The following is a 26,269-nucleotide window of genomic DNA, read 5'->3' on the forward strand; positions in this document are numbered from 1 at the left end:
GTATTGAGCTGCATATTTTTTTAACTTATTCAAAGAATTGTTAAATATTTAAATAAGCACAAATTGCTTACTTTTTAAATATGAGTGGTGGTTTAATAAGTGAGAGAAAATATTTTATTTTTAATAACTTAGGGGTCTAAAAACCGAATATGACTATCGGCTAAGTTTATAGTAAAATGAATTTTATAATTTTTTTCAACATTTCATGAGTTCTTCAGATTATGTCTAGCGCAATTAAACCTAGATCAACAAAAAAACTAAGCCAGATTATTGTAGAACAACTGATCGAAAAAATTCAGTCTGGAGAATTTAAAGTTGGAGAAAAAATCCCGACCGAACTTGAATTAATTGAAACTTTTGAAGTAAGCCGTTCTGTTATTCGTGAAGCAATTACTGAGTTGCGTTCATTAGGATTTGTCGAGACTCGTCACGGAATTGGTACTTTTGTCAAAGAGCAGACGGTTGAGCAAAATTTTCTGTTGTCTAATGCCAGTTTAGAAACCATTAATGACATTATTTCCTTGCTTGAGCTTAGGATTAGTCTTGAATCTGAAGCTGTTTTTTTAGCATCTGAGCGCCGTAAGCAAATCCATATTGATAAAATGAAAGCTGCGCTTGAAGACTTTGAACGACATATTTCTTCAGATGCAAACGATGGTACGGTAAAAGCTGACTACGATTTCCATATTGCCATTGCTGAAGCTTCTGAAAACCAATATTTCGTTGATTTTTTGAAGTATCTGGGTGAAAAAATTATTCCACGTGCACGTGTTAAATCTATTGAGCAAAGTCCTGAAAATCGCGAAGAATATTTAAAAGCGGTTCACCATGATCATGTCAATATTTATAACGCAATTGTCGATCAGGACGGATTATTGGCCCGACAAATGATGCGAGCTCATTTGTCTAAGAGTATTAAAAAGTTTAAGCAGTAAAGCTTGAGCTAAGATCAAGATAAAAAAGAGAGCTTATTTAAGCTCTCTTTTAATTTTTTGGGTGCTATTTACAGCTAAAGTTTTCGGCTTTTTCGCTATCGCCTTGACCATTGTAACGGGCAATCAGTGGGTAAGGACAAAGTGGACGGGTACGGTCTGGTGCCCAGTCTTGTGGAAGTTCAGTATTCACTTGACCACTAGGATTACCTGCGCCGCGTGCTGTCGCAATGATTTTGTCAGGTGCTTGCCCATATTCCACCCAATTAACTAAAGCAGTCAATGCGTCAAATTGGTCGGTCGCAATACCATCACGGGTATGGTTCATACCCGGAACTCTAAAGAAACGCGCAAATTCAGGCGCTGTACCTTTCGCATCATTTTTATAGTGTTGTAGCAGTTGATCGTACCAATTTTGAGTGTCATCTACAGAGAAAACGCCATCTGCTGTGCCTTGTACCACAATCATTTTTCCACCGTGATTACGGAGTTTATCCAGATTGAGTTCATCGGGTGGCATCATGAAAGACATCGAACTTTCAGTATAAACATCATTGGTTGCCGAGAGTTTTAGATAGTCGGTATCGAAGTTAAAATTAAAGGCAAATTGTCTAGAGTTTTGAGTCACAGTTGGGTCTGGTGGAACCTGAAAAAGAATTCCGACTGCAACGGGGTCACGCGCTGTTCCCACCGAAGATTCAAATTTCCAGCTTGCCCAGTTACTGCCGACTAAACCTGGGTCGAAAGGTTGGGTTGCATAGAGTGCTTGTCCAGCCGAATTTACAGGACCACGGTAAATGTTGGCTAATACATCAATTTGTTCGGTGCTTAAACAAGTACCATCTCTTGTGCTTGAGCAAACGGGTACATGCTTATGAATATCAAAAGCCGTACGGCAAGCCTCGACATCTTGAACCAAGCCATCTGCAATACCGTCTAAGGCATCGCATCGATCTAAAATCGCTTTTGCTAATACTTTACGCTCTGAAAGAGTAAGTGCGGTACTTAGGTCATTTTCATCTGTTGCGACACGACGGAGCTGCTGTGCTGTATAGAGTTGAGCCGCAGCTGCACGAGGTAAGTGAAAACCTGGTGTACTTGCTAAAATTCCATCATATTGGTCGCCCAAACGAGTTGCAGCAATCATGGCATGACGCCCACCGTTAGATGTACCGCCTGCATAGGAGCGGTCTGGCAATTTACCATATGCGGCTTTAATTAGGTTTTTTGCCATAGGCGTGAGTTTGGTAATCGCACCGTAGCCGTAGTTAATTCTAGCTTGAGGGTCTAAACCAAACATCGGATTTTGTGAAGCATTATGTCCGGCGTCGGAGGAAATAACAGCAAAACCATCATGCAGGGCATTGGTCAGCGGACCACCGCTACCAACCTGACCTGTTGCAGGAACTAAATTACCATCGGTTCCGCCATTGCCTTGATAGAGGAAACGGCCGTTCCAGTCTATTGGTAAGCGCATTTCAAAACCAATTTGATAAGTTTGTCCATCGACAGGGCTTACCCGTTGATCCATATAACCTTTGACCAAACAATGTGCGCCAATCGGTTTGTTGGCGACAGTCAATGTACCTGCTTCTTGAAGGGTAGCTGAGCTAATAACGGTATTGTTGTACTGAAAATCGAGTAAGTCTGAACAGCTTCCTGTCATTTTTACGCCAACAGCAGGAGATAACTGCGGTGGTTTGGTTGTTGACGGAACCGTTGTGTCATCATTATCACTTCCACAGCCTGCCAAAGAACCAAGTATGGCAAGCACCAAAGCGGAGCAGGTCAAAATTCGTTTATTGTTGGTGTAATTCATTTATTCATATCCTTATTGAATGAATGGTCGCAATTAATCTAAAACCAAAAAATTAGCTGTGCTTCGTGCAATCATTTTGTTGTTTTGCCAAGCTTCACTTTCGAGATTTAGTACAGTTTTGCCTTGTTTAATGAATCGGCATTTTGTAATGACTTCGCCCACAGCACAGGGCCTTAAAAAATCCATCGTTAAGTTAATGGTAGTAGCGGGTTTATGGTCATTGGCGAGATATGCAAAAAGTCCCATCACATCGTCAAGCATGGCGCAGATCATGCCGCCTTCAACGGTGCCGCGTGGATTGGTAAAGCTTTCTAGCGCCGTGTAGTGGATGGTGAGTTCAGTGTTTTGATCATTCCAATGAATATTATGTCCGCCCAAATGGTGATGGATGGGCGGTAAGTGTTCTAAAGTTTTTTGATCCATAATGAAGGCTCTATCCTTTTTGTAGGTGTTATAAAAATTATTATTTCAGGGTATAGGCATCATAAATAACTGCTTTACCCAAGCGCATTGCACTGCCTACCGCAACGGTCTGATTGAGCCATAAATATTTTGGTGAGCTGGTTTCAAACTGCATGGTAATTTTGAAATAGTAGTTTTTCGGGTCCACATCTTTGCCTTGGGCAAGCTGTTTTAGCGTCTCTGCCGAGCCATGGCGGTAACCTTTGGTTTGAAGGTAAATAAGCGCACCATCATCGGTTTCTAACAAATATCGCGTATCAATAATGGCTAATCCTTTACTGTCGACAATTTGCCAATCTGCGCCATTATTTAAAATGCGGCCTTTAAGTGATTTTCCTTCAAATGTCCCGCCCGTAATGGGAATAATTCGGCGTTTACCTGCATCACTGGTTGTGCCTAATTCCCAAACAGGCGCATTTAGATCAACACTAAATTTTGCTAAAGGCTCAAGCTGAATAGGTGGTGGGTTATATTGAGTTGCGGCATGAGTTAGGCCAATGAGACAAATTCCGCAGAGTAGCGTTACAACTTTCTTCATGATGAATTTCCCGAAATAAAAAGAGGTTCTATGTGTGACAGAACCTCTGGTTTTGAATTATTTAAATTTCCATGTGTAGTCGATGTTGATACGGGTTTCGTTTACAGGTTTGATATTGGCTGTAGAGAGCATGTTGTTGTCATAAATGGCGTAGCGCGCGCGTAACCCTAGATTTTTTAACCAGCCACTTTGAATGGTGTAGCCTAAATCAAAGTCTGTTTCGCGTTCTTTTAGATTGGTTCCGCCTAAATTGGGTGCATAAATATTGTGACCTGTGGTGTAACGGGTCATAAAACGTAAACCCGGAACATAATCTTTAAAGTCATATTCATAACGGAAGCTATAGGCTTTTTCTTTTGGATTTAAAAACTCGCCCGGCCATGTATCAATGAGTAGACCCGTTTCACCTCCCGTTAAATACGGAAACGCGGTGTCGCCATGATGTTGGAAAGTCCCAAAAATAAATTTATGGTTTTGATGTTTTAGTTCGAAATGCGCGTGATAAAGATCATTATCGACTAAGCCTGCTTTTGCTTGTCCGTCATCTCGGCTGCGGTAGTAACGTAATTGAGAGCTAAAATTAGTGGTGTCATTAATTTTGTGTTGGTGTAAAGCGCCGACCATGGTTTGGTTATAAAGATCATCAACATCCATGTAAAAAGCGGTGAGTTTGAGTGCAGGATTAAACTGATAGTTTCCACCTAAATAATAAAGTCCATCAGTTTCGGCGCCTTTAAATCGTCCATTTACGCCTGAAATTTTAATTTTTTCATAGTTAGTCGAATCACGATGATTCACTTTATCAAGGTAGGCCGCTTGTAAGTCGAAGTCTTTAATATCTTTACTGGTCAGTGAAATTCCTCGATAGGTTTGAGGAAGCAAACGAGCAGGTGAAGCCACTAAAACAGGATTCATCGGTATGAGCGTACCAATGCGTAGCTCGGTCTGGCTCATTTTCGCTTTTGCTGTGACCCCAATTTCGCCATAAGAGTCAGCAGGCTCATTGGTGCGCGTGTCTCTAGGTAAGTTTCCTGTACCGCCATGCTCGGCATCAGCATCGAGTTTAAAGCCTGCCGTTGCAAGTATATCCAGCCCAAAACCGACAGTCCCTTCGGTATAGCCTGAATTGGCTTTAAGAATAAACCCTTGTGTCCAGTCCTTGGCAGCAGGGTAAGTGGATTGCTCTTGGTAGTCGCGGTCAAAATAGAAATTTCGCGTGGTGAGTTCTACTGAACTGTTATCAATAAAACTGCCAGCCCACACTGAACTTGAGAGCATAAGGGTAGAGTACATCCATAATTTCGACATAGCATTTCTTCCTGAAATATCATTTTTTGTTTTCAACAAGGCATAATTGTTGTGTCTGCCTTGTTCGGTTTTTAAATCGAATTATTTTCCGAGCAGTTCTCGGGCGACGATTTCTTTCATAATTTCATTGGTTCCCCCATAAATTTTTTGTACCCGCGCATCCACAAAAAAGCGTGAAATCGGGTATTCCTGCATGTAACCGTAGCCACCAAAAAGCTGAAGTAATTGATCAATCACTTCACATTGGACATCGGTAATAAAGCATTTCAGTGCGGCAACTTGACTCACGCTTAACTGGTGTTGTTGATACAGCGCTGCACATTGGTCTACAAAAGCTTGAGCGGCTTTTGCTTTAATTTGCGCGTTTGCGAGTACAAATCGTGTGTTTTGCATTTGGCTTAAAGGTTGTCCGAAAGCTTTACGCTCTAATACATAGTCTTTGGTCAGTTCGATGGCGCCTAAAATTGACCCCAAAGCCATCATAGAAATACTCAAACGTTCGCGAGGTAACTCTTGCATTAAATAGGCAAAGCCTTGTCCTTCTTCACCCAAACGCTGAGTTGCAGGTACACAGACATCATCAAAAAATAGTTCGGCTGTATCTTGGGCATGGAGTCCGATTTTTTGTAAAGAGTGACCTTTTTTAACGCCGTCTAAAGCAGCATCCACTAAAAAAATAGAAATACCTTTTGCTTTGGCTTGCGGATCGGTTTTTGCTACCAGAACGATCAGGTCGGCATGTAATCCATTTGAAATAAACGTTTTTGAACCATTCACACGATAGTGGTCATTTTCTAAAATGGCTTGAGTGCGTATAGCCTGTAAGTCTGAACCCGCATTGGCCTCTGTCATGGCAATTGCAGTGACGACTTCCCCTGTCACCATTTTCGGTAACCAATAACGTTTTTGCTCTTCGGTTCCGATATTTTGCAGGTAAGGAGAAACCAATTCATTTTGCCCACCAATGGCAACAGCTAAAGATGCAAAGCCAGCTTGAGCAGTTTCTTGAACCAGCATGAGTGAGTAGTGCACAGGAGCGCCATAGCCGCCATATTCCTCAGGCACATCAACACACAAAAAACCATTTTCCCCAAGACGAAGCCATAGATCACGTGGGATAAGGCCATCGTGTTCCCATTGTTCGTAGTATGGAGCAACCTGTTCTTTTAAGAACCTGCGATAGCTGTCCCGAAATAGTTCAAATTCTGTATCGTGTGGCATGTTGAACCTTTTTTAGGCAAAAGTGAGGCTAAGGCCCAAACCGAAATTTGAGCTTCCTTTTTTATTTCAATTGCTTATTGCTTTAAGGTGGGCACCCGAATAATCAGTGGGTTATCAGTCTGCTTTTGATAAAGCTCATCAATTAAAGCGGCACGACGTTTCGTAATACTGCTTTGATTAAGGTTGCCTTTATCGGTCACTTCACCGGCATCTAACTGAGGTGGTTCGGTCATTAAATAAAGCATTGAGACTGTATTTGAACTGCCAGTCGCATCTTTATTAAAGGTCGTTAAAAATTGGCGGAACCATTGCTGGACTTTAGGATGCTGTAATATCTCTGTTGCAGAATGATCACCAAGCTTAAGACCTGCATATTGAGCACATGCTTCTAATTTTGGAAAAATCAGAAAGCCAACCGCATTTAGGTTTGAACCAGTAATACAAACATCTTGAATCAGTAAGTTACCTTGAATAAGCACTTTGTTGCGTAGTGTGCCCACATTCACAAAAGTACCAGTATTGAGTTTAAAGTCTTCAGCAATTCGTCCGTCGTACATTAGGCCTTTAGTCGGATCATTGATGTCGACTAAACGAACGGCATCGCCTGTATGGAAAAAGCCTTCATCATCAAACACAGTACTTTGCTGGTCTGCTTTTAAGCGCCAATAGCCTTTCATGACGTGTTTGCCACGAACACAGAATTCAAGTTTGTCACCACATGGAACTAGCTTAATTTCGCATCCCGGAGCAGGGTAACCAATAAAACCAGCCATTACGCGTGGGCCAGTTGTAAAAGCACAAGAGGGAGCAGTTTCGGTCATGCCCAGTCCGCTCATTATGCGAATTTTTTCTCCGCAATGTTGCTGAGCAATTTTGTCGAGCCTGTTCCAGCCCGCTTCTGAAAGTGCAGCACCGGCAAAGAATAAAATTTTAACTTTGGCAAAAAAGCGGTCTCTTAATTCTTCATCTTTTTCTAACGCTTCGGTGAGTTCTTCCCAACCTTTTGGCACATTTAAATAAACAGTTGGAGAAATTTCTTTGAGATTACGAATAGTTTCGTCAAATTTTCCTGCAACGGGTTTGCCATCATCAATGTAAATCGTACCGCCGTTATAGAGTGCGATGCCGACATTGTGACTGCCGCCAAATGTGTGGTGCCAAGACAGCCAGTCGAGTAGGACAGGCGGTGTTTCTTCAAACTCAGGGAAAGTCTGCAATAACATTTGCTGATTAACACACAACATTAAATGTGTGGTCGGTACAGCCTTAGGTAATTTAGTTGAACCTGATGTAAACAGAAATTTGGCAATCTGGTTTTCATCAAGGGTTTGATAAAACTCTTGAACATTTGAAACTGGTGTATCTAACAGCGATTGAAAAGACGTGCAGATCTGATCGCCCACTATTCCTTTATTGGTTACCACTTCAATATCGGATGTAATGCATGCCTGAATGGCTTTGGCAAAAGCTTGTCCATCGCTGGCATAAACCATACCAGGTGTGAGCACTTCAAACACATGTTTGAGTTTGCCGAAGTCTTGAGAAATCAGAGAGTAGGCAGGGGAAATAGCAGAGAAAGGCACACCCGCCAGCATGGCACCCATAGAGAGTGTTAAATGTTCGAGATCATTACCACTTAAAATAACGAGTGGTCGTTCTTGGCTTAAATTACGGTCATGCAAAGCCTGAGCAATGTGCCATGCGCGTTGTAGAACTTCTGCATAACTCAGTTTGACCCATTCGCCTTGAGCATTGCGTTTTGCTGCAAAAATATGGTCGGGTTTGGTTTGTGCAAAATGAATTAACCGATCTGTCAGTTTTTGTGGATACGGTTTTAATTGCTCTTTTGGGCTGATATAGAGCGTTTGATCTTTATAGTGATAATGAATATCGTGTTGCCCTAATTTTACGAACCGTTCGCGGTCTTGTGATTGAGTGGCATTCATTTGCATTTCTTTCACTCCATGGAAAGCGCATCACTGCGCTTTATTTTTTGCATCATGCAATTTTTATTTAATATGTCGGTATTCGCATTAGCCTGACTAAATCGGGTAATGACGTGATTGGGTTTGAATGGTAATCCAGCGTAGTTCGGTAAATTCGGCAACAGAGACTTTACTACCAAAACGTCCGTAACCACTCGATTTTGTTCCGCCAAATGGCATTTGCGCTTCGTCATGTACGGTTGCGCCGTTAATATGACAAATACCCGAATCAATCTGTTTAGCGACTTCTAATGCCTGTGAAATGTTTTGGCTAAATACTGCAGAAGACAGACCAAACTCGCTGTCATTTGCCAGTGCTATGCCTTCTTCAATGCTTGAAAAACGTTGAACTGTGCATACAGGTCCAAATGATTCTTCGCGGTAAAGCAGCATGTCAGGTTTAATATTGAGCACCAGTGTCGGTTGCATCGTGGTGTCTTCAATATGAATGCCTAAAGGTAAGTCAGCCCCTTTGTTTTGGGCATCTTCTAGCAAATGCTGAATACGGTTTGCAGCGCGGCGACTTTCTAAAACACCCAATACATTGCCTTTTGAGGTTGGATTACCTGCCTGAATAGAACGGGTTTTCTCAATCAACTTTTCAATAAACTGGTCGGCAATTTTATCTTGAACCAAAACACGTTCGGTCGACATACAAATTTGACCCTGATTAAAGAATGCTCCAAAAGCGACTGCATTTACGGCTTCATTAATGTCAGCTTCATTTAAAACCACAACAGGGGCTTTACCACCGAGTTCGAGTAAAACAGGTTTTAAATATTTAGCAGCAGTCTCGGCAATAATTTTGCCGACTTTGGTTGAACCGGTAAAATTAATGCGCTTCACGGCTGGATGAGAGACTAAACGCTCTACGATTTGTGGTGCATCTTCGGCGGCATGCGTAATCACATTCACGACACCTTCACCTAGACCTGCTTCATGTAACACTTCACCAATGAGACGATGTGTTGCTGGGCAGGCTTCCGATGCTTTTAATACAACCGTGTTACCACAAGCCAAAGGCATAGCAAGCGCACGTGTTGCCAAAATGACAGGGGCGTTCCAAGGTGCAATGCCAACAATGACACCGCAAGGAACCCGTACACCCATTGCAAGATTGCCCGGCACATCTGACGGAATCAGGCTTCCGTCAATTTGTGTGGTCATTGCTGCTGCTTCACGTAACATGTTGGCAGCAAGGTGAACGTTAAACCCATACCATGTTGCAGTTGAACCTGTTTCTTGCATTCCAGTTTGAATGAATTGCTCGGTTTTTTGGTCCATTAAATCGGCTGCTTTTAATAAGCGTAAACGGCGCTCGGTAGGCGAGAGCTTCGACCAAACTTTAAAAGCTTGCTGTGCCGAATCAATGGCACGATCAACATCTTCGAGTGTTGCAGCAGCAGCTTTAGTTGCTACCGTTCCATCAATTGGACTAATACGCTCAAAAGTTGCCTGATTTGATGCATCAACAGATTGACCGTGAATAAGTAACTGTACATTTTGCATGGGTTGCGTCCTTACATTGCCATTAAAGAATCAAAAGTTAACCAGTACGTTTATAACTCTGTAAACCTGGTTTAATTGATTTTTCATCTAAGAATTGTTTCAAACCTTCTTGGCGACCATTTTCAGTATCTCGGTGGATACATTGATCGAGTTTGGCATATAAGTAGTCTTCGTTTTGGTCCCATGTCAGTTCACGACAACGTTTAAAGCCATTTTTAGCGGTACGAAGAACCACAGGGTTTTTCTCGAGTAAGCAATTTGCAAGTTCAGTCACTTCTGCTTTTAATTGGGCAAGCGGTACGCTTTTGTTCACAAGTCCCATGGTTTCAGCTTCTTTACCACTAAAGGTTTTACCCGTCATGATGTAATACAAAGATGCACGATGACCTACGGTATCTGCCATTGCTTTGCTTACAAGGTTGCCCGGTGGGATACCCCAGTTAATTTCAGATAAACCGAAAGTTGCTTCATCTGCTGCAATTGCTAGGTCACATGCCACTAAAGGTGAGAAACCGCCTCCGAAACACCAGCCGTTGACCATAGCAATGGTTGGTTTTGAATACATACGAAGAAGTTGCCACTGCCAGCGACATGAGTCACGACGAATACGCTCTTGGAAAATCTCTGGTTGAGTGTCGACTTCACGGAAATATTCCTTCAAATCCATACCCGCTGTCCAAGAGTCGCCTGCACCAGTCAGAACCAAAACTTTAGCATTTTGATCAAGCTCAAGGGTTTCAAGCACATCAATCATTTCACGATTGAGGGTTGGGCTCATGGCATTTTTCTTTTCAGGGCGGTTTAAAGTGACCCATGCAATTCCATCTTCAACTTTAACATCTACTGTTTCCCAGCGGTTTTCATAACTCATCTTCATACTCCTTGAATGATTTCTTGCTGTTCTGGGATTTAATCTAATATCAGTTAAACTTACATTCAAGTCTTTTTTGGAAAATTTTATAAATGTTTTATAGTTTGTTGTATTTTAAACATTAATTATTCTAAAAATTAATTTTAAATAAAAATATGTTGATTTTTTAATAAGTTTAACTGATATTTTTGGTGTGTTTAAAAATAATACACAAAGGGCTAAATGGAACGACTAGTCAATAAAGGACAACACAATGGAAAAAATATCAGGACAGCCTTCAAGGGCAAAAATCACGTTGCTACTGTGCTTTGCCATAGCGATTTTTGAAGGCTTTGATCTTCAATCAATGGGGGTAGCCGCTCCACGAATGCGGGCTGAGTTTATGTTAGATAATGCCCAGATGGCGTGGGCATTTAGTGCTGCAATTTTGGGAACACTCCCAGGCGCAATATTAGGTGGTCGGTTTGCCGATATTGTCGGGCGTAAGAAAATTCTGATTTTTAGTATCTTACTTTTTGGAATTATGTCTTTGCTAACCGCCTATGCGGCCAATTTTAGTCTGTTGCTACTCATTCGTTTTTGTACGGGTTTGGGAATGGGTGGGGCGTTACCCATGATGATTACACTTGCTTCTGAAGCTGTACCTGACCAGCACAAAGGTACTGCGGTTAGTGTGATGTATAGTGGCATTCCTTTTGGTGGCTTACTCACTTCCGTTGTTGTTATGTCATTGGCAGGCGATGCAGAGTGGCGTCATATTTTCTATATCGGGGGGATTGCGCCTATTTTACTAATCCCACTGATTATGCGCTTTTTACCCGAGTCAAATGACTACCTGCAACGCAAAGTTCAAGCACAGCAAACCACGCCATTCTTTGAGGTTTTATTTGCCAAAGAGCGTCGTATGTCAACCATTCAACTTTGGATAAGTTTTTTCTGCACATTGGTGGTGTTGTACTTTTTGTTGAACTGGTTGCCGTTACTCATGGGTGCGCAAGGCCTATCAAAACTACAGGCAAACTATGTACAGATGGGCTATAACGTTGGCGGAATTTTAGGTTCGGTTCTGATGGGCGTATTGCTTGATAAATTACGCATGAGTTTTGTGATTAAGCTAATTTATCTCGGTATTTTATTTTCGCTATGTTGTTTGGCAATTTCTCCGACCGTGGCTTTACTTGCACTTTCGGCAGTGGGTTGTGGCTTATTCATTGTGGGTGGGCAATCGGCGTTGTATGGTTTGGCGGCAATGTATTATCCAACCGAAATGCGTGGAACCGGAGTTGGCGCTGGGGTTGCAATCGGGCGTATTGGTTCGTTTGCTGGACCTTTAATGGCTGGTTTTTTACTCTCGCTTGGGCAAAGCTCGACCATCGTAATTGGTTCAAGTATTCCAGTGATCTTAATTGCAGCGATCTCTGCATTACTTCTTGTCAAAAAACCTAAACAGCCTGTACATTTAGTACAAAGCTCAGGTGCTCGCTAAGTTTTAACGAAAGTATGGGGTTAGAACCTCATACTTTCACTACAGATTTTCTTATGATGATTGAAAGGTTATGGTACGTTCGAATTTAGTTCAAAAAAAAGTAGAAGATGAGCCTAAGTTAAGTTACATGATTGCTCGTGTTGACCGAATTATTAGTAAACATTTAACAGAACATTTAAAAGAGCTTGAAATTACCTTACCGCAATTTACCGCACTTTCTGTTTTAGCTTCAAAAAGTAATTTATCCAATGCCAAGCTTGCTGAGCGTTCTTTCATAAAGCCCCAATCTGCCAATAAAATCTTGCAAGATTTACTGGTGAATGGCTGGATTGAGAAAAAACCGGACCCGACACATGGCCGCCGTATTTTAATTACCCTGACCGAAAGCGGGATTGAAAAGTTAAACAAATGCAATGAAGTGGTTTTAAAAGTCGAAGAAAAAATGCTTGAAGGCATTGATATTAACTTGGCTTATTTAATTCGTAATAATCTCGATATTATGGTGAATAATCTTAAAAATTTTAAATAAGTGTGTTTGTTTAGGTTGAGTTAAATTGCTAAGTACTGATTCACACAGAAAATTGATTTCATTTTGCAAATGAACTTGCTAGCATCGAAGTGACGTTTTTGATGATGTGTGGCAACGAATGTCTTCAGGACAACAAGTTTTACTAAAACTAAGAAAAATGATTATTTCAGGGGAACTTGAAGGCGGTGCCAGAATTGCCGAGATTCCTACTGCCGAGTTACTTGGCGTTTCACGCCAGCCTGTTCGTATAGCCTTTCGGTTGCTCGAACAAGAAGGTCTCCTCATTAAAAACCCAACTCGTGGTTACACGGTTCGTGAAATTTCCGGAAAACTGGTGCATGATGCACTTGAAGTGCGCGGTGTGCTTGAAGGGTTGGCTGCAAAAACTTTGGCAGAGCAAGGCTTAAGCGAAGAGCAAAAAAAGACGCTGCAACATTGCATTCAAGAAACGGAACAACTATTTAATGAAACAGACGAGTTTGGCGATGCTGAACTGGAACGTTATCACCATTTTAATGTCATTTTTCATGACACCATTATTGAGGGAGCGCAAAACGTTGCGCTCATCCAAGCGTTGGCTAAAAACAACCAATTGCCAATGGCTTCTGCCCAAGCCATTACCTATGACCAGAACCAAGCTTTGTCGGAATATCGCCGTTTGCACTATGCGCATTTACAGCATTGTTCGATTTTCGATGCATTGGTACATCGTCAGGCAGGGCGTGCTGAAACATTAATGCGTGAACACAGCAGTGTGGTGATTTTGGGTGAAACGCTAAGAAATGTTCTCAGCGCTTAAAGTAAAATAAGTTCCTTTATTTCTGAATAAAGGAACTCTCGAGTTAAAGCTCAATTACAAGATGTTTAGTTTTTGCACGAGAACAACAAGGCGTAAATTGGTCATTTAGTGCATGCTCCTCATCGGTCATAAATAAATCGCGATGATCAGGTATACCTTCTACAACGCGGGTAATACATGTGCCGCAAATGCCTTGTTCACATGAAACAGGAATGTCAAAACCATTTGCAATTAATGCTTCAGTAGCAGTCTGCTCTGGTAATACTTCAATTCGACGGCCTGTACCTTTTACTTCGATGGTAAAAGCTTCATCGTTAGATGTATCTACTTTTTGCGCGACAAAATGCTCTTGATGTAACTGTTCGCTATGCCAACCTGCTTGTTCGGCTGAGTTCATGACAAACTGCATAAATCCTGTAGGTCCACACACATATAAGTGTTTATCAGGTGAAGCTTGGCCCAAAACCTCTGTCATATTACATTCGGTGTCTGGTTGGTCTTGAATGTGAAAATAAACTTGGTCACCAAAGTGTTCGGTTAAGTTACCATAGAAGGCAATCATTTCATGACTACGAACGAAGTAGTGCAATTCAAAAGGAATATTGGCTGACTTAAGCCGATACGCCATCGACAAAATAGGGGTAATCCCAATACCGCCTGCAAATAAAACCGCCTGCTTTGTGTGAGGGTGAATTTCAAATAAATTACGCGGCTCACCAATTTTTAAGAGGTCGCCTTCACGATATTCAGTATGGATACAACGTGAACCACCGCGTGAATTGGCATCATGTAAAACACCAATGACATAACGATGTTTTTCAGTGCAGCAGTTTGAAAGTGAATACTGACGAGTGAGGCCATTTTTCAGATGCACATCAATGTGTGCACCTGCTTCAAAACTCGGCAGCTCTGTACCATTTGCTGCAACCAATTCAAATGCACGAATGGTCGGGGTGAGCTGGTGAATTTTTTGAATGATAACGTCCATGTTCATGCTCCTTTAAATAATCCGAATGTTTGGAAACTTCTGTGTGGACGTTTCAGGAGGTGTTTTATTTTCTTCGGCAAGTAGTCGGTCAATGACCTTACGAGACTGGACACCGCCTGCGTCGATGTTGAGCATCAGTAACTTGCGATGTGGATTGTTTAAAATATTTTGCTGCTGTTGCTCCAGCATTTCTAAATCTTCAGTAAAGATTTTGCCTTGGCCTTCACGAATTTGATCGGTGAGTTCAGCATTATCTGGCTGGAAGTTACGTGCCATTCCCCAGAAATACCAATGTGATGTTTCAGTTTCCGGCGTAATAAAATCGACCACGATTGAGGAAACTTTTTTGTCTTTCGGTGCGTGATAACCACCATGTCCAGCATGCGCTACACCTACTTCAATGTGGACATTACTTGGCGCAAAGAAGTGGCAACGTTGCCAACGGTCGACAGATACATCATCTGCTAAATGATTGCCGCGAAGGGCCATTTGCCAAAATGGAGGTGCGATCACATTTTCCATATAGCGTTCGGTAATGACATGGTCACCCTCAACTTTAGTCACTGGCAGAGCTTCATCAATTTCTTTTTGCCCAATACTGCTTGAGTGAACATAGGTCTCATGGGTTAAATCCATTAGGTTGTCGATCATTAGGCGATAGTCGCACTGAATGTGAAACAAGCCTCCGCCATAGCTCCATTCAGGATGATCTGCCCATTCTAAAGTTGGCAGTTTTGCTTCATCTGCTAAAGCCTTTTCACCTGGCCATACCCAAATAAAGCCGAACTTTTCAACAACTGCATATGCTTTGTTGCAAGGGAAACCATTTACACGTTGGGCTGGCATTGAAACGGTCTTTCCGTCACAACCCATGACTAAGCCATGATAACCACAGACAAGATTGCCATCTTCGACATAGCCAAGTGAGAGTGGGGCACCTCGATGCGGACAAAAATCTTCAACGGCTGCAACTTGGTTTTCTTTACCACGATAAAAAACGATTTTTTCACCACAGATGGTGCGACCTAATGGTTTATCTTGGATTTCTTCTGGACGGCAAGCGACATACCAAGCATTTTTAATAAACATTTGTGACGACTCCTTATCACTTATTGGATCCAATTTATAATAAATAAAAATATTGGTCAATTGATAAGCAGTATATTTATTCAAAAATATTGTTCTTTAAAGTTGGTTGATTTGTCTGTTTTTTAACTGTTGTTAAGGACTTCTACGTTTCTTTGGAATTTTGTGGTGAAATTTTTTATTGGTTTATTTGGATCCATAATGGCTATGGTTAAGCCATTATGGGAGTGTAGAGATTTAGAAATTAACCGTATAGTGAAGCATCATGCGCTGTTCATCCAGACTTTTGCCATGTTTGGTGTCGTAGTTAATATTTAAGAAAAGAAACTTAAGATTTTTAACCCAAGCATTTAGGTCGTACTGAATCAACACATCACTTTCTTGCTCAAAATCATTTTGATTCATGGTCTGAAATGAATCGCCATAAATATATTTATAGGTCACTTTTAGGCCCTTGATGTAGTCTTTAAAGTCATACGAGGCAACGAAATGATAAGACTTTTCATCTGCTTTGGTAAACGCACCTAAGGTCCAGTTCACCATATGCGGGATGGGTATATTGTCGAGTTTTGGAATACCATCTTTGCCAAAGTTTTCTTGATAGCCAATTCCGGTTGTAAAGTTGCCATGTTTGATGAAATGCATAGCGCCTATGGATGTATTGTCATATTCACCAAGCTTTGATTTACCGACATCGTCGTGGCGAAACACACGTAATTTTGTGGTGTGCTGCTTTGTCCATTGATAATCAAAAGCAAGGTAACTTTGATTGATGAGATCTGTTAAGTAACCATTATAAAATTTCCAGTGGTACCGTGGTGTTTTGCCATCCCATTGAAAGAAATAGAGTCCGTCAGATTCATATTTTGATATGGCGAGTTTGTGGTAGTCCTCCTCATTTTTAGGTGAATAACGGTTAATCAAACCCAGCTCGAAATTTTGTTGTGGTGTCTTATATTTTAATTCCAAGCCTTTGTAGTTCACTCGTAATTGATGTGTGTCGACTTGTGGGGTAAGTGGTGAGTCAGGAATAATTTCACCTATATTCATGCGAAAGTTTTGATATTCAACTCCAGCTCCTAAGCCATATTTAACGTAGTCTTGTGCTTGTTTTTTTGTGTTAGGGTCAAAGGGTATGACCATATCATTGGTATGTTGGTCGCTACTTAGGCGATAAGCATATTGAATGCTTGGATTGAGGTGTAGATGAACCTCATTAAGCTTGGTTGACCAGTCGCCACGATAAATCAGACCTTGGCTCAAGCTATGAGTATCGGGGCTGGTCCCATTTTCATATTGTCTGTCGAAGTTGAATGTTTTTAGTGTGAGTGTATTTTGAAAATTGACATCGACTGCACTATGAGCTAAACAGCAGGCAAGGGTCGTCCCTGAGAAGAAAATCCCATAAATAAAAATATGCTTCATTTTTAAATCCGTTTAAAAGCGTTTTACTGTTCTAAATCCGACATGGCTGGTGGCAAGGTCGAGTTCTTGTGGATGCCTCGCGGCAGCACGATAACGCGCGCAATAGTTGGTTGCGCATAAATAAGACCCACCTTTAATCGTGTATTGCAAAATCTGTTCGTGACTTTGCCGATATTTCGATGGTTCTCCCATATGATGATCTCTTGGACCTGTATAGGGTGTTTGCGTCCATTCCCATACATTGCCAATCAAGTCGTATAAGCCAAATGGGTTTTTGCTAAAACAACCAACAGGAGCTACATCCTTAAAACCATCTTCCTGAACATTTTTGTATGGAAATTCCCCTTGCCAGAAATTGGCTACAATATGGCCTTCGTGGGTAGGGCCAATATCGGAATTTTGCTGAAAACCTTTGGCGGCATATTCCCACTCAAGCTCAGTCGGTAAGTCATGACCTAGCCAGTTTGCATAAGCGTAGGCATCATTCCATGTCACCATGCGAACAGGCTCATGAGGTGCTGGTTGTTTAGGGTTGTTTGGGCCCCATGGATGTTTCCAATTGGCACCTTTTTCAAATCGCCACCATTGTAGTTCTTCAACAGGATGATCTGGTTGTACAAACATAGCTGCACCACCTTGCTTTTCTGCATCGGTGACATAACCCGTTTGTTTAACAAACTCTTGAAATTGAGCATTGGTGACTTCAGTTGCATCAATTAAAAAAGCGGGAACGGAAGTTGCCTGTAAGTTTAATGGGCGTTCATCTTCATAACCTTGTGTGGTGCCTAAAACAATTTTTCCTTGCGGAAGCTTGACCATGCCGGCTTCTTTGTTTTTAGGCCAACCCGAAGGAAGGCCCGAATAAGAATTACATTTAGCTTTGCTGCCTAAGTCGGGCAAGGTGGTCTGTTCTAGTTGAGGCGTGGTTTTTTGGCATGCACCAAGTAAGAGAAACGATGAAAGCATCATGATTTGTTTCATCTGGTTTTCTCTACTTTTTGTTGTATTGCTCAAAATCCACAACACCATTTTCAACGGCATATCTTAAATATTTATCATTTAAGACTTTGACGATCTCAGGATGTTCTGCATAAACATTATGTTGCTCATTAAAATCTGTTTTTAAATTGTAGAGTTCCCAACCGTGGCTTTTAAATTTAGAAGGTGAGTTTTCAACAAGTTTCCATTCGTCAGTTTTGGCGTAGCGGCTGCCATGCAATTCTTTAAAGTCATAATAATTAACAGGGCGAATACGGGCAGTATTATCCTTAAAAGCAGGAATTAGGCTAAAACCAGACGGTTTAATTTTAGTGCTTGAAGCTGGATAGATTTGATTATTTTGAATACCCGCTAGTTCCATAACGGTTGGGAATATGTCTCTTACTGTCGCAAAGTTAATGTTGATTCCACGTTGTTTAGAAATTTGTACAGGCGATTTAACAATAAATGGAACACGTACTCCACCTTCCGAAGCAGCTGATTTCCAATAGGTGAATGGTGTACTGCTGACTTCGGCCCATCGTGGTCCCATATAAACATATGAGCTGGCGTTGCCTATATTTTCATAGCGATTGTCGGCATCACCCATTGGGAAATTATGATCACCACCTTCAGCACCGTTATCTGACATAAATACTATCAAAGTGTTGTCATATAAATGATGCTTTTTAAGATATTGAATGACATCGCCTACGCGGTCGTCTAACTGGGTGACCATGCCCGCATAAACTTCCATTTTACGTGCTTCATATTTGCGCTCTTGTGGGGTGAGTTCATTCCAGCTTTTAGTGCCTAAAGCCTGATTACCACTTTCAGTTGGGTATTCTGCGTTTGTAGGAATTAATCCTAATTTCTTTTGACGTTCAAAGCGTTGTTTGCGAATCGCATCATAGCCTTGATTGTATTTACCTTTGTATAAATCTCTATAGTGAGCAGGTGCCTGTATTGGCCAGTGTGGAGCGGTATAGGCGAGGTAGGCAAAAAATGGTTTCTGCGCTTTATTTTTGTCTAAGTACTCAAACGCTTTTTGTGTAAAAAAATCGGTTGAATAGTAGTTGTCAGGCAGTGTGACCTTTTGACCATTTTCTGTGTATTGAGTGTTGCGCGGATAGTTCTTAGGTTGGTCTTTAAAGTGTAAATCAAAGCCATCGAGCAGGGCAAAAGATTGGTCAAAACCACGGGCTTTAGGATTTTGGTCGGGAGCATAGCCTAAATGCCATTTACCGACCATGAAGGTGTAATAATCTTTAGTCTTTAAAATCTCTGCGAGTGTATACGCATTTTGCGTTAAATGGCCTGAATATCCATCAATTTTAAGGAGTGCACGTGGGCTATCGGCCCCAACCAATTTTTCTTGTCGTTTAGAAGTTTCATACATGGCACCTAAACCCACCAAGTGGTTATCTGCACCTGTCATAAGCTGTGCACGAGTAGGTGAACACATTGATGAAGCATGAAAATTGAAAAGCATTTTTCCTTGCTTTAACAGGCTGTCAATATGAGGTGTTTTAATCTCACTGCCATAGGCACTAATGTCTGAAAATCCAAGATCATCGGCCAAAATAATCATGATATTCGGTGGTTGTTGATTTTTTGGAGATGCTGCTTGCGCTGTGTAAAACAATTGACTGGCAAAAAAAAGTCCCAATGTAAGCTGGCTTACTCTTTTGAGTTTCATAACAACAATCCTTTGAAGTTTTATAAATGCATCTTGCATTCCATGGAAATGAACAGAGCTTTTTTGGCTAAAAAATGCTCTGGAATCGATCATAATAGATTTTTTATTGTGGATCCATAAAAATATTCAAACAATCTAATTTTATGTTTTTAATAATTTTATACTTATATAATTTATATGTTTATAGATGTTTTAATAATCAATTTATAATTTTAGTTGATTTTTTGGATCCAAATATTCAGTATAGAAAAAGAGCAGGATGCTCAAAAAACAAATATTCCTCTAGGTCATGATGGATACGGATATGCATAACCACCCAATCGCTCATATTAGCAATGTCGTGTGTATCTCTTATCCACATTGGGAGATGCACAAATGGAAAGAGATGTTCTAAGTGAGATTAATCACAATAAAATGAGCCGTTATCAATGGTTCATCATTTTGATTTGTATTTGTCTCAATATTATTGATGGCTTTGACGTGATGGTAATGGCTTTTACCGCGCCATCCGTGTCAGCAGAATGGTCACTTTCAGGCGCACAAATTGGCTTATTGCTGAGTTCAGGTCTTTTTGGGATGGCTGCCGGTTCAATTTTTCTCGCACCTTTAGCCGATAAAATCGGTCGTCGTTTACTCATCTTGGTTTGTCTTGTGATTGCAGGTCTTAGCATGTTGGGCTGTGCTTTAGTACAAAGTCATGGCATGTTGGCCGCACTTCGGTTTATTACCGGAATTGGGGTAGGTGGGATTCTTGCGAGTAGTAATGTCTTGGCAAGTGAATATGCCAATGCACGCTGGCGCAGTCTCGCAGTGAGTTTAATGTCTACAGGTTATGGCATTGGTGCGACACTGGGCGGAGTACTCTCACTAGCATTGATTGAGCATTTAGGTTGGCGTTCAATCTTTTTGGCAGGGGGCATCACAACCATAGTGATGTTACTGATTAGTGCATGGTTATTACCTGAATCTTTAGATTATTTGTTGGCGAAAAGACCAAAACAGGCACTAGAACGTATTAACGCAACAGTAAATCGTATGGGTTTAACTGCTTTAAAAGCCTTACCTTATTACGGCAAGAATAATCAAAAAAATACAGGTGATATTGGTAAATTATTTTCAGGGCAGCAGGGGTTCCAGACACTTTGCCTTTGGTTTGCATTCTTTTTAGTGATGTTTGGCTTTTACTTTGTCATGAGCTGGACACCAAAAATTCTGATTTCAATGGGAATGTCGCCTGAACAAGGCGTAAGTACCGGTATTTTAATTAGTATTGGTGGTATTTTCGGAGCAGCCATTATTGGTTTACTTGCTTCACGTATGAAAATTTTCTATGCCTTAAGTTTGTTTTTAGGGCTAACCTCGGCATGTGTTTTCCTATTTGTCGCAGTCTCCGCTCAAGTCAGCATTGCACTCATGGTGGGGTTATTGCTTGGCACACTCATTAATGGCTGTGTGGCAGGTTTATATTCGATTTCTCCAACAATTTATGATGCTGAAATCCGTAGTCGCGGCGTGGGCTATGCAATTGGTTTTGGACGAATTGGAGCAATTTTATCGCCAACGGTCGCAGGCATTTTTCTGGATAAAGGGATAGCACCCGCAACGCTATATGCTTATTACGGCGTGGTGTTTATTTTGGCTATTTTCCTGATTTTAAGTTTGGGTAGTGCTTTTTACCGCAGTCAAAAAGAGCAAAACTTCTCACTTAAAACAGCACCTTAATCCATTAAAAATTAAATAGTTGAGATAAAAAATGAAAAAGACACCATTGTGGGTGGGGGTATGCTTGTGCCCATTATTTAGTCAAGTTGTGCATGCCGAGCTTATTGCAGACAGTAAAGCTGAGCTGACACTACGTAATTTTTACTTTGACCGAGACTATAAAAAAGATCCCTATCCTTATACAGCAGCCAGAGATTGGGCGCAGGGTTTAATTTTTAAAGGACAGTCTGGTTATACTGAAGGTACGGTTGGGTTTGGTGTTGATGTACTGGCAATGGCAGGTTTTAACCTGATGGGAAACCGTGCTGATGACTATGCGCGTAGTGGCTTATTACCAGTGAATACCGATAACTCGCGTGATGATTATTATGGAAAAATTGGCATTACGGGGAAGGCTAAATTTAGAAAAAATGAGCTTTTTGTGGGCGATTTAGTTCCTCAATTACCGACCATATTTTCATCGCCAGCGCGTTTGTTCCCTCAGACTTATCGTGGTATCCGCTTTGTTTCAAATGAAATTCCAAATCTTCAACTCGAAGGTTTTTATGTCGACGAAGTACGTCAGCGGGACTCAATTCATTATACCGATGTTGGAACAGACAATATCAATCATCGATTTAACAAAGCTGCCACCACTGACTCGTTTTATACTTTAGGTGGAAGTTATCAGTTAAAAGATTACCGTTTACGTGCTTATCATGCTGAACTCAAAGACATTTACCAGCAACAATTTTTGGGCTTTAACGGCAAACAACCTTTGAATGACCAGCTTAACTTTTTAAGTGATGTGCGGTTTTTTAATAGTGAAGAAACTGGAAGTAAAAAAATAGGAGAGGTCGATAACCGACATATTAGTGGCTTATTTGGTTTGAACTATCAAAATCATACGGTTTCTTTTGGCTACATGCAGTCGTTTGGCTCGACTGGTCTGCCATTTTTGTCGGGAACTGAAAGTCCGGTTGTGCTTGATTTTATGAGTTCGGACTACTCAAATAAAGACGAAAAAGTCTACTCGATTCGTTATGAATATGACTTTAAAAATACGTGGATAGGGGATGTTTCATTAAACGGACTACGTTTTATGACCCGTTATGCTAAAGGTGAAGATATTGATTTACTGCAATATGGCGATCAGCGTTTTAAAGAAGATTCGCTGGAGTTTGATTTGAGTTATAAAATTCCAGAAGGCAAGTTAAAAGGCTTAGGAATGCGAGCTCGCTTTTCTCACTACCGTAATGACATGCCAACGAATATGACTTTCCACTCGGCAAATGAAACACGTTTGAATGTCGATTACACCTTTAAATTTTAAATATTAAAAAAGCAGGTTAAAACCTTTTATTTGAGGTTTTAACCTGCTTTTGGATGTGGTTAAGCAGATACTTTTGTTGCTTCTAAAACTTCACCCTGAGTTTGAGTATAAGCTTGTTCTTCTAAAGTATGTTTAGCCGGAATATAAGACATTGCACGTTCTGCTAGAGCTGTAATGGTGAGACTTGGGTTAACCCCCAAATTTGCACCTAGCATTGAACCATCTACAACATATAAGTTTTTATAGTTAAACACCCGATTTTGTCCATCTACCACCCCACGCTCTGGACTTGAAGCAATTGCACAACCACCCATACAGTGAGCTGTAAAAGGTACGTTAAACAAAATTTCGGTAATGGTCGTCATGGGGTGGCCATTAAACATTTTGGCAACTTTTTCGGTAAATGCATTGGCCTGCGGAATATAAACAGGTAGCTTTTTACCCTCGCTCGATAACACCTTACCAAAAGGCCAGAACCAGTTACGTTTCAAGCGCATGTTAATGGACGCATCTGCAGTTTGCATGACAAGGAAAATTAAGGTTTGACGTGCAAAACTGACAGGATTACTCATGCGAAGGAAAATAAATGGATGGCAAATGAGTGCCCATAACCAAAAGAAAATACGCGTCCAACCCGGTTTGCCTTTAGCCATGTAAGTACACATAAGGCCCATGGCATCTGAGCCACTTTGGTAGCGAGTCGCTTCAATGTGAGTGTCATGGTCAATGTAAATACTTGAACCAATAGCAACACCTTTACTCATGTCGACATCTTTACCAAAAAAGCGAACACCTAAAATCGACTCGGCATTGGTACGAACCCGATTACCCAAATCATCAGATATATTTGGCAAAGAACCAGACTGTTTTAAACGGAACAACATCTCTTGTGTGCCTAAAGAAGATGCCGAGAAAATCACATTACGAACTCGCCACGTACGACGTTGTTTGTTAAACCATGAGCTTGAACATTCAGTCGTGACTTCATAACCATCGCTGCCATCGGCTTTACCAGTGAGTGGTTTAACATCAACTACTTTGGTTTCTTCATAAACCTTGGCGCCATTTTTTTCGGCAAAGTACAAATAGTTTTTATCTAATGTATTTTTTGCGTTGTGTTTACAACCCGTCATACAACCGCCACATGCGGTACAAGTGCCACGGTCTGGACCTTCGCCGTTAAAATAAGGGTCGGGGTAGGTCTTGCCACCTTCTTCACCTTCGGGTGGAAAAAACGTTGCAACACGAGTGGGTTTAAATGTATGGCCAACACCGACTGCTTCACCCATTTTCTTTAGCATGTGGTCGGCAGGGCCGAAAATTTTATTATCAGTCACGCCAAGCATACGTTCTGCTTCAGCATAGTGCTGAGGCATTTCATTTTTCCAGTCCGCGGCATCTGCCCATGTGCCTTCATCCCAAATATGTTCAGGTGGAACCAGTAGGGTATTGGCATAGGTAATTGAACCGCCACCTACGGCATTACCGCAAATAATGGTGACATGGCGAAAAAAACGCATGTTGAAATAACCGAAAAGTTTCATGCCCGGACGCCAAATCCAGCGGCGGGTATTCCAGTTGTTTTTAGCAAAATCTTCAGCTTTCCAGCGTCGCCCCATTTCCATTACGGCAACCGAGTAGCCTTTTTCAGTTAAACGGCAAGCAGAAACACTACCACCAAAGCCTGAACCAATAATCAGGTAATCATAGTCATAATTGTTTATTGTCATGATGAAGGCTCCTGTCTAATGATATTTTTTATATTGACTCTGTATGTTTATCAATGAATTGCCCAATGCGCTCAATGGAGTCATTAGATTCCTTTAGTATACCTGCATGAAATTGAAAAACATGTCCGACTTGGTCATAAAGCTTTAAGTTCGTCGGAATGCCGTATTTTTCAGTCTGTTCAGCAAGGCGTTTTGCATCGTCTAATAAAACTTCTTCGGTACCGACATGGATCAGAACCGGCGGTAATCCGGTTAAGTCAGCATAAAGTGGGGAACACGTTGGATCGGTTGCCGATTTTTGGCCGCAATAGTTTTTTGCACACCAAGCTAACCAGCCTTCGGAGAGCATTGCATCTTGAGCAGCATGAGTTTTTATTGTGTTTCCTGAAAGACTTAAGTCAACCCATGGCGAAAGTAAAACTAACGCCGCTGGTAAAGGTAAACCTGTGTCTCGTAAGGCAATTACGGTGCTTAAGCTCAGTCCGCCGCCAGCGGAGTCACCCGCAATTACAAGTTTTTTAGGGTCTTGTCCGTAAGCAAGTAAAGTTTTATAGACTGCAATGCTATCTTCAATAGCAGCAGGGCTTGGGTGTTCTGGGGCCAGACGATATTCAGGTAACCAGACTTGTGCTTGAGCTACATGTCCGATCTGAGCGGCAAGTTTAGCGTGGCTTTTGCTACTGCCCACGACATAGCCACCACCATGTAAATACAAAATACCGAGACCTGACTTAATGGTCTTAGGCAGAATATGAAGTGTAGGAACTTGAGCAATTATTTGCTTTTTTGTTTGATAACCACGAGGCCCAAGCACAATAGCACTGGCTGCATCACTACAAAAACGTTGTAGCTTTAGTGGTGTTTTAGGGGATAAAGCTGGACGTAGTGTGGTACGGATGGTCCATGCAAGAAGTTGCTTCATAATAAGGACTCATACTAAGCATGTGAGATTAGTCAGCATCTCCTAAAATTAAGAGCATGCTGACCACTATTTTTATTTTGCTGATTTGTTGAGTAGGCGAGTTTGCCAAGCAGTCGCGGCTGCAAAGATCTTTTGGTAGCCTTGCGGCAGAATACGCTGAATTACATCAACGGCTTTTGCATCGGCGCCAATAAGTAAACGACGACGGTCCTTACGAACAGCTTCCAAAATTTGTTGAGCTGCATCATCAGCAGGGGTGCGAAGTAATTTATCGAAAGCATCTTGGCTTTTTAGCGGGTCCATTCCTAAAGACTGGACGCTATTATTCATACGTGCAGCTTTGGCAATATTGGTGCGAATACCACCCGGATGCACACAAGTCGCGCTCACACCAGCATTTTGCATATCAAGTTCTTGGCGTAATGATTCAGTAAAACCACGAACGGCAAATTTACTGGCGTTATAAGCACTTTGGGTCGGTTGAGCTGTTAAACCAAACATACTGGAAATATTAATAATATGCCCATCACCACTTTGCTTTAAATAAGGTAAAAATTCTTTGGTGCCATAAACCACGCCCCAAAAATTAATACCAATGAGCCATTCAAGATCTTCGTAGCTCACACCTTCAGCCGTGCTACCTATTGCGACACCAGCATTATTAAAAATCAGGTTAACTTGGCCATGCTCATCTACTACTGCCTTTGCCCAAGTTGCAACTTCATCACGTTTAGCCACATCAACTTTTTGAGTGGTGACTTTGACAGAATAGGGCGCTAATAGCTCGACTGTTTTGGCTAACCCGGTTTCACTAATATCAGAAAGTGCCAGATGACAGCCTTGTTTGGCGAGGGCGATTGCAATTGCTTGACCAATACCTGAACCCGCACCTGTCACAGCTGCGACTTTATTTTTAAAAGACTTCATAAAATTCTCCGTTTATTTTTC

Annotated in this window: 22 protein-coding genes; 6 read left to right on the forward strand and 16 right to left on the reverse strand. The window is 41.4% G+C overall.

What is annotated here, in order from left to right; all coding sequences use genetic code 11:
• Positions 1–221: 221 nt before the first annotated feature.
• Positions 222–935, forward strand: coding sequence for a FadR/GntR family transcriptional regulator (locus R5R67_RS08735; protein WP_000092890.1), 714 nt, complete (start codon positions 222–224; stop codon positions 933–935).
• A 64-nt stretch (positions 936–999) separates the two neighbouring features.
• Here the strand turns inward: R5R67_RS08735 and R5R67_RS08740 are convergent, their stop codons facing one another.
• From R5R67_RS08740 to R5R67_RS08775, 8 genes are all read right to left on the reverse strand, one after another.
• Positions 1,000–2,751 (reverse strand): tannase/feruloyl esterase family alpha/beta hydrolase, encoded by a 1,752-nt coding sequence (locus R5R67_RS08740; RefSeq protein ID WP_001110009.1) that lies wholly within the window; start codon positions 2,749–2,751, stop codon positions 1,000–1,002.
• A gap of 33 nt (positions 2,752–2,784) precedes the next feature.
• Positions 2,785–3,174, reverse strand: a complete 390-nt coding sequence (locus R5R67_RS08745; RefSeq protein ID WP_000372410.1) for a PaaI family thioesterase — start codon at positions 3,172–3,174, stop codon at positions 2,785–2,787.
• Between the two features lie 40 nt (positions 3,175–3,214).
• Positions 3,215–3,751, reverse strand: coding sequence for a DUF3237 domain-containing protein (locus R5R67_RS08750; RefSeq protein ID WP_000758284.1), 537 nt, complete (start codon positions 3,749–3,751; stop codon positions 3,215–3,217).
• A gap of 57 nt (positions 3,752–3,808) precedes the next feature.
• Positions 3,809–5,059: an OprD family porin gene (locus R5R67_RS08755; protein WP_000041314.1), complete on the reverse strand. Its 1,251-nt coding sequence runs from the start codon at positions 5,057–5,059 to the stop codon at positions 3,809–3,811.
• 81 nt (positions 5,060–5,140) lie between these two features.
• On the reverse strand, positions 5,141–6,280 hold the full coding sequence (locus tag R5R67_RS08760; RefSeq protein WP_001119795.1) for an acyl-CoA dehydrogenase family protein: 1,140 nt from the start codon (positions 6,278–6,280) through the stop codon (positions 5,141–5,143).
• A 74-nt stretch (positions 6,281–6,354) separates the two neighbouring features.
• A complete protein-coding gene (locus R5R67_RS08765; protein WP_171061244.1) occupies positions 6,355–8,241 on the reverse strand; it encodes a feruloyl-CoA synthase in 1,887 nt (628 codons plus the stop codon).
• A gap of 81 nt (positions 8,242–8,322) precedes the next feature.
• Complete coding sequence (locus R5R67_RS08770; RefSeq protein WP_001181813.1) at positions 8,323–9,774, reverse strand: aldehyde dehydrogenase; 1,452 nt, start codon at positions 9,772–9,774, stop codon at positions 8,323–8,325.
• Between the two features lie 37 nt (positions 9,775–9,811).
• Entirely contained in the window at positions 9,812–10,651 is an 840-nt protein-coding gene (locus R5R67_RS08775) for a p-hydroxycinnamoyl CoA hydratase/lyase (RefSeq protein ID WP_002040868.1), read from the reverse strand.
• 247 nt (positions 10,652–10,898) lie between these two features.
• Between R5R67_RS08775 and mhpT the strand changes: the two genes are divergently transcribed.
• The 3 genes from mhpT to R5R67_RS08790 all read left to right on the forward strand — a co-directional run bounded on the left by mhpT (position 10,899) and on the right by R5R67_RS08790 (position 13,459).
• On the forward strand, positions 10,899–12,131 hold the full coding sequence (gene mhpT / locus R5R67_RS08780; protein ID WP_000411719.1) for a 3-(3-hydroxy-phenyl)propionate transporter MhpT: 1,233 nt from the start codon (positions 10,899–10,901) through the stop codon (positions 12,129–12,131).
• 70 nt (positions 12,132–12,201) lie between these two features.
• Positions 12,202–12,660 carry a MarR family winged helix-turn-helix transcriptional regulator gene (locus tag R5R67_RS08785; RefSeq protein WP_000252463.1) on the forward strand — a complete coding sequence of 153 codons (459 nt, stop codon included), beginning with the start codon at positions 12,202–12,204 and terminating at the stop codon, positions 12,658–12,660.
• A gap of 106 nt (positions 12,661–12,766) precedes the next feature.
• Complete coding sequence (locus R5R67_RS08790) at positions 12,767–13,459, forward strand: GntR family transcriptional regulator (protein ID WP_082188459.1); 693 nt, start codon at positions 12,767–12,769, stop codon at positions 13,457–13,459.
• A gap of 43 nt (positions 13,460–13,502) precedes the next feature.
• Here the strand turns inward: R5R67_RS08790 and R5R67_RS08795 are convergent, their stop codons facing one another.
• The 5 genes from R5R67_RS08795 to R5R67_RS08815 form a co-directional block, all read right to left on the reverse strand.
• Entirely contained in the window at positions 13,503–14,447 is a 945-nt protein-coding gene (locus R5R67_RS08795) for a PDR/VanB family oxidoreductase (protein WP_000382546.1), read from the reverse strand.
• 12 nt (positions 14,448–14,459) lie between these two features.
• The gene (locus R5R67_RS08800; RefSeq protein WP_000470075.1) at positions 14,460–15,536 is read right to left on the reverse strand and encodes an aromatic ring-hydroxylating oxygenase subunit alpha; all 1,077 of its coding nucleotides are present in this window, start codon (positions 15,534–15,536) and stop codon (positions 14,460–14,462) included.
• A 234-nt stretch (positions 15,537–15,770) separates the two neighbouring features.
• Positions 15,771–16,958, reverse strand: a complete 1,188-nt coding sequence (locus R5R67_RS08805) for an OprD family outer membrane porin (RefSeq protein ID WP_000680436.1) — start codon at positions 16,956–16,958, stop codon at positions 15,771–15,773.
• 12 nt (positions 16,959–16,970) lie between these two features.
• The gene (locus tag R5R67_RS08810; protein ID WP_080746777.1) at positions 16,971–17,924 is read right to left on the reverse strand and encodes a formylglycine-generating enzyme family protein; all 954 of its coding nucleotides are present in this window, start codon (positions 17,922–17,924) and stop codon (positions 16,971–16,973) included.
• A 25-nt stretch (positions 17,925–17,949) separates the two neighbouring features.
• Positions 17,950–19,635, reverse strand: a complete 1,686-nt coding sequence (locus tag R5R67_RS08815; RefSeq protein ID WP_000769545.1) for an arylsulfatase — start codon at positions 19,633–19,635, stop codon at positions 17,950–17,952.
• 375 nt (positions 19,636–20,010) lie between these two features.
• On the opposite strand from R5R67_RS08815, the gene R5R67_RS08820 reads away from it, so the two are divergent.
• Together R5R67_RS08820 and R5R67_RS08825 are read left to right on the forward strand one after the other, a co-directional pair.
• The gene (locus tag R5R67_RS08820; RefSeq protein WP_000439032.1) at positions 20,011–21,357 is read left to right on the forward strand and encodes an MFS transporter; all 1,347 of its coding nucleotides are present in this window, start codon (positions 20,011–20,013) and stop codon (positions 21,355–21,357) included.
• Positions 21,358–21,388: 31 nt separating this feature from the next.
• A complete protein-coding gene (locus R5R67_RS08825) occupies positions 21,389–22,669 on the forward strand; it encodes an OprD family outer membrane porin (RefSeq protein ID WP_000753546.1) in 1,281 nt (426 codons plus the stop codon).
• A gap of 59 nt (positions 22,670–22,728) precedes the next feature.
• Here R5R67_RS08825 and R5R67_RS08830 read toward each other — a convergent pair whose 3' ends face one another.
• From R5R67_RS08830 to R5R67_RS08840, 3 genes are all read right to left on the reverse strand, one after another.
• A complete protein-coding gene (locus R5R67_RS08830) occupies positions 22,729–24,399 on the reverse strand; it encodes a GMC family oxidoreductase (protein ID WP_000154600.1) in 1,671 nt (556 codons plus the stop codon).
• Positions 24,400–24,427: 28 nt separating this feature from the next.
• A complete protein-coding gene (locus R5R67_RS08835; RefSeq protein WP_000811569.1) occupies positions 24,428–25,321 on the reverse strand; it encodes an alpha/beta hydrolase in 894 nt (297 codons plus the stop codon).
• A gap of 72 nt (positions 25,322–25,393) precedes the next feature.
• Positions 25,394–26,248, reverse strand: a complete 855-nt coding sequence (locus tag R5R67_RS08840) for an SDR family NAD(P)-dependent oxidoreductase (RefSeq protein ID WP_000834594.1) — start codon at positions 26,246–26,248, stop codon at positions 25,394–25,396.
• Between the last annotated feature and the right edge of the window lie 21 nt (positions 26,249–26,269).

Source organism: Acinetobacter sp. OYA S30, from assembly GCF_033599315.1.
Lineage (GTDB): Bacteria > Pseudomonadota > Gammaproteobacteria > Pseudomonadales > Moraxellaceae > Acinetobacter > Acinetobacter baumannii.

Bases quoted from the DNA above. Each gene is read 5' to 3' on its own strand.
- R5R67_RS08735 (WP_000092890.1), top strand. From the start codon at position 222: ATGTCTAGCGCAATTAAACCTAGATCAACAAAAAAACTAAGCCAGATT.
- R5R67_RS08740 (WP_001110009.1), bottom strand. From the start codon at position 2,751: ATGAATTACACCAACAATAAACGAATTTTGACCTGCTCCGCTTTGGTG.
- R5R67_RS08745 (WP_000372410.1), bottom strand. From the start codon at position 3,174: ATGGATCAAAAAACTTTAGAACACTTACCGCCCATCCATCACCATTTG.
- R5R67_RS08750 (WP_000758284.1), bottom strand. From the start codon at position 3,751: ATGAAGAAAGTTGTAACGCTACTCTGCGGAATTTGTCTCATTGGCCTA.
- R5R67_RS08755 (WP_000041314.1), bottom strand. From the start codon at position 5,059: ATGTCGAAATTATGGATGTACTCTACCCTTATGCTCTCAAGTTCAGTG.
- R5R67_RS08760 (WP_001119795.1), bottom strand. From the start codon at position 6,280: ATGCCACACGATACAGAATTTGAACTATTTCGGGACAGCTATCGCAGG.
- R5R67_RS08770 (WP_001181813.1), bottom strand. From the start codon at position 9,774: ATGCAAAATGTACAGTTACTTATTCACGGTCAATCTGTTGATGCATCA.
- R5R67_RS08775 (WP_002040868.1), bottom strand. From the start codon at position 10,651: ATGAAGATGAGTTATGAAAACCGCTGGGAAACAGTAGATGTTAAAGTT.
- mhpT (WP_000411719.1), top strand. From the start codon at position 10,899: ATGGAAAAAATATCAGGACAGCCTTCAAGGGCAAAAATCACGTTGCTA.
- R5R67_RS08785 (WP_000252463.1), top strand. From the start codon at position 12,202: ATGGTACGTTCGAATTTAGTTCAAAAAAAAGTAGAAGATGAGCCTAAG.
- R5R67_RS08795 (WP_000382546.1), bottom strand. From the start codon at position 14,447: ATGGACGTTATCATTCAAAAAATTCACCAGCTCACCCCGACCATTCGT.
- R5R67_RS08800 (WP_000470075.1), bottom strand. From the start codon at position 15,536: ATGTTTATTAAAAATGCTTGGTATGTCGCTTGCCGTCCAGAAGAAATC.
- R5R67_RS08805 (WP_000680436.1), bottom strand. From the start codon at position 16,958: ATGAAGCATATTTTTATTTATGGGATTTTCTTCTCAGGGACGACCCTT.
- R5R67_RS08810 (WP_080746777.1), bottom strand. From the start codon at position 17,924: ATGCTTTCATCGTTTCTCTTACTTGGTGCATGCCAAAAAACCACGCCT.
- R5R67_RS08815 (WP_000769545.1), bottom strand. From the start codon at position 19,635: ATGAAACTCAAAAGAGTAAGCCAGCTTACATTGGGACTTTTTTTTGCC.
- R5R67_RS08820 (WP_000439032.1), top strand. From the start codon at position 20,011: ATGGAAAGAGATGTTCTAAGTGAGATTAATCACAATAAAATGAGCCGT.
- R5R67_RS08825 (WP_000753546.1), top strand. From the start codon at position 21,389: ATGAAAAAGACACCATTGTGGGTGGGGGTATGCTTGTGCCCATTATTT.
- R5R67_RS08830 (WP_000154600.1), bottom strand. From the start codon at position 24,399: ATGACAATAAACAATTATGACTATGATTACCTGATTATTGGTTCAGGC.
- R5R67_RS08835 (WP_000811569.1), bottom strand. From the start codon at position 25,321: ATGAAGCAACTTCTTGCATGGACCATCCGTACCACACTACGTCCAGCT.
- R5R67_RS08840 (WP_000834594.1), bottom strand. From the start codon at position 26,248: ATGAAGTCTTTTAAAAATAAAGTCGCAGCTGTGACAGGTGCGGGTTCA.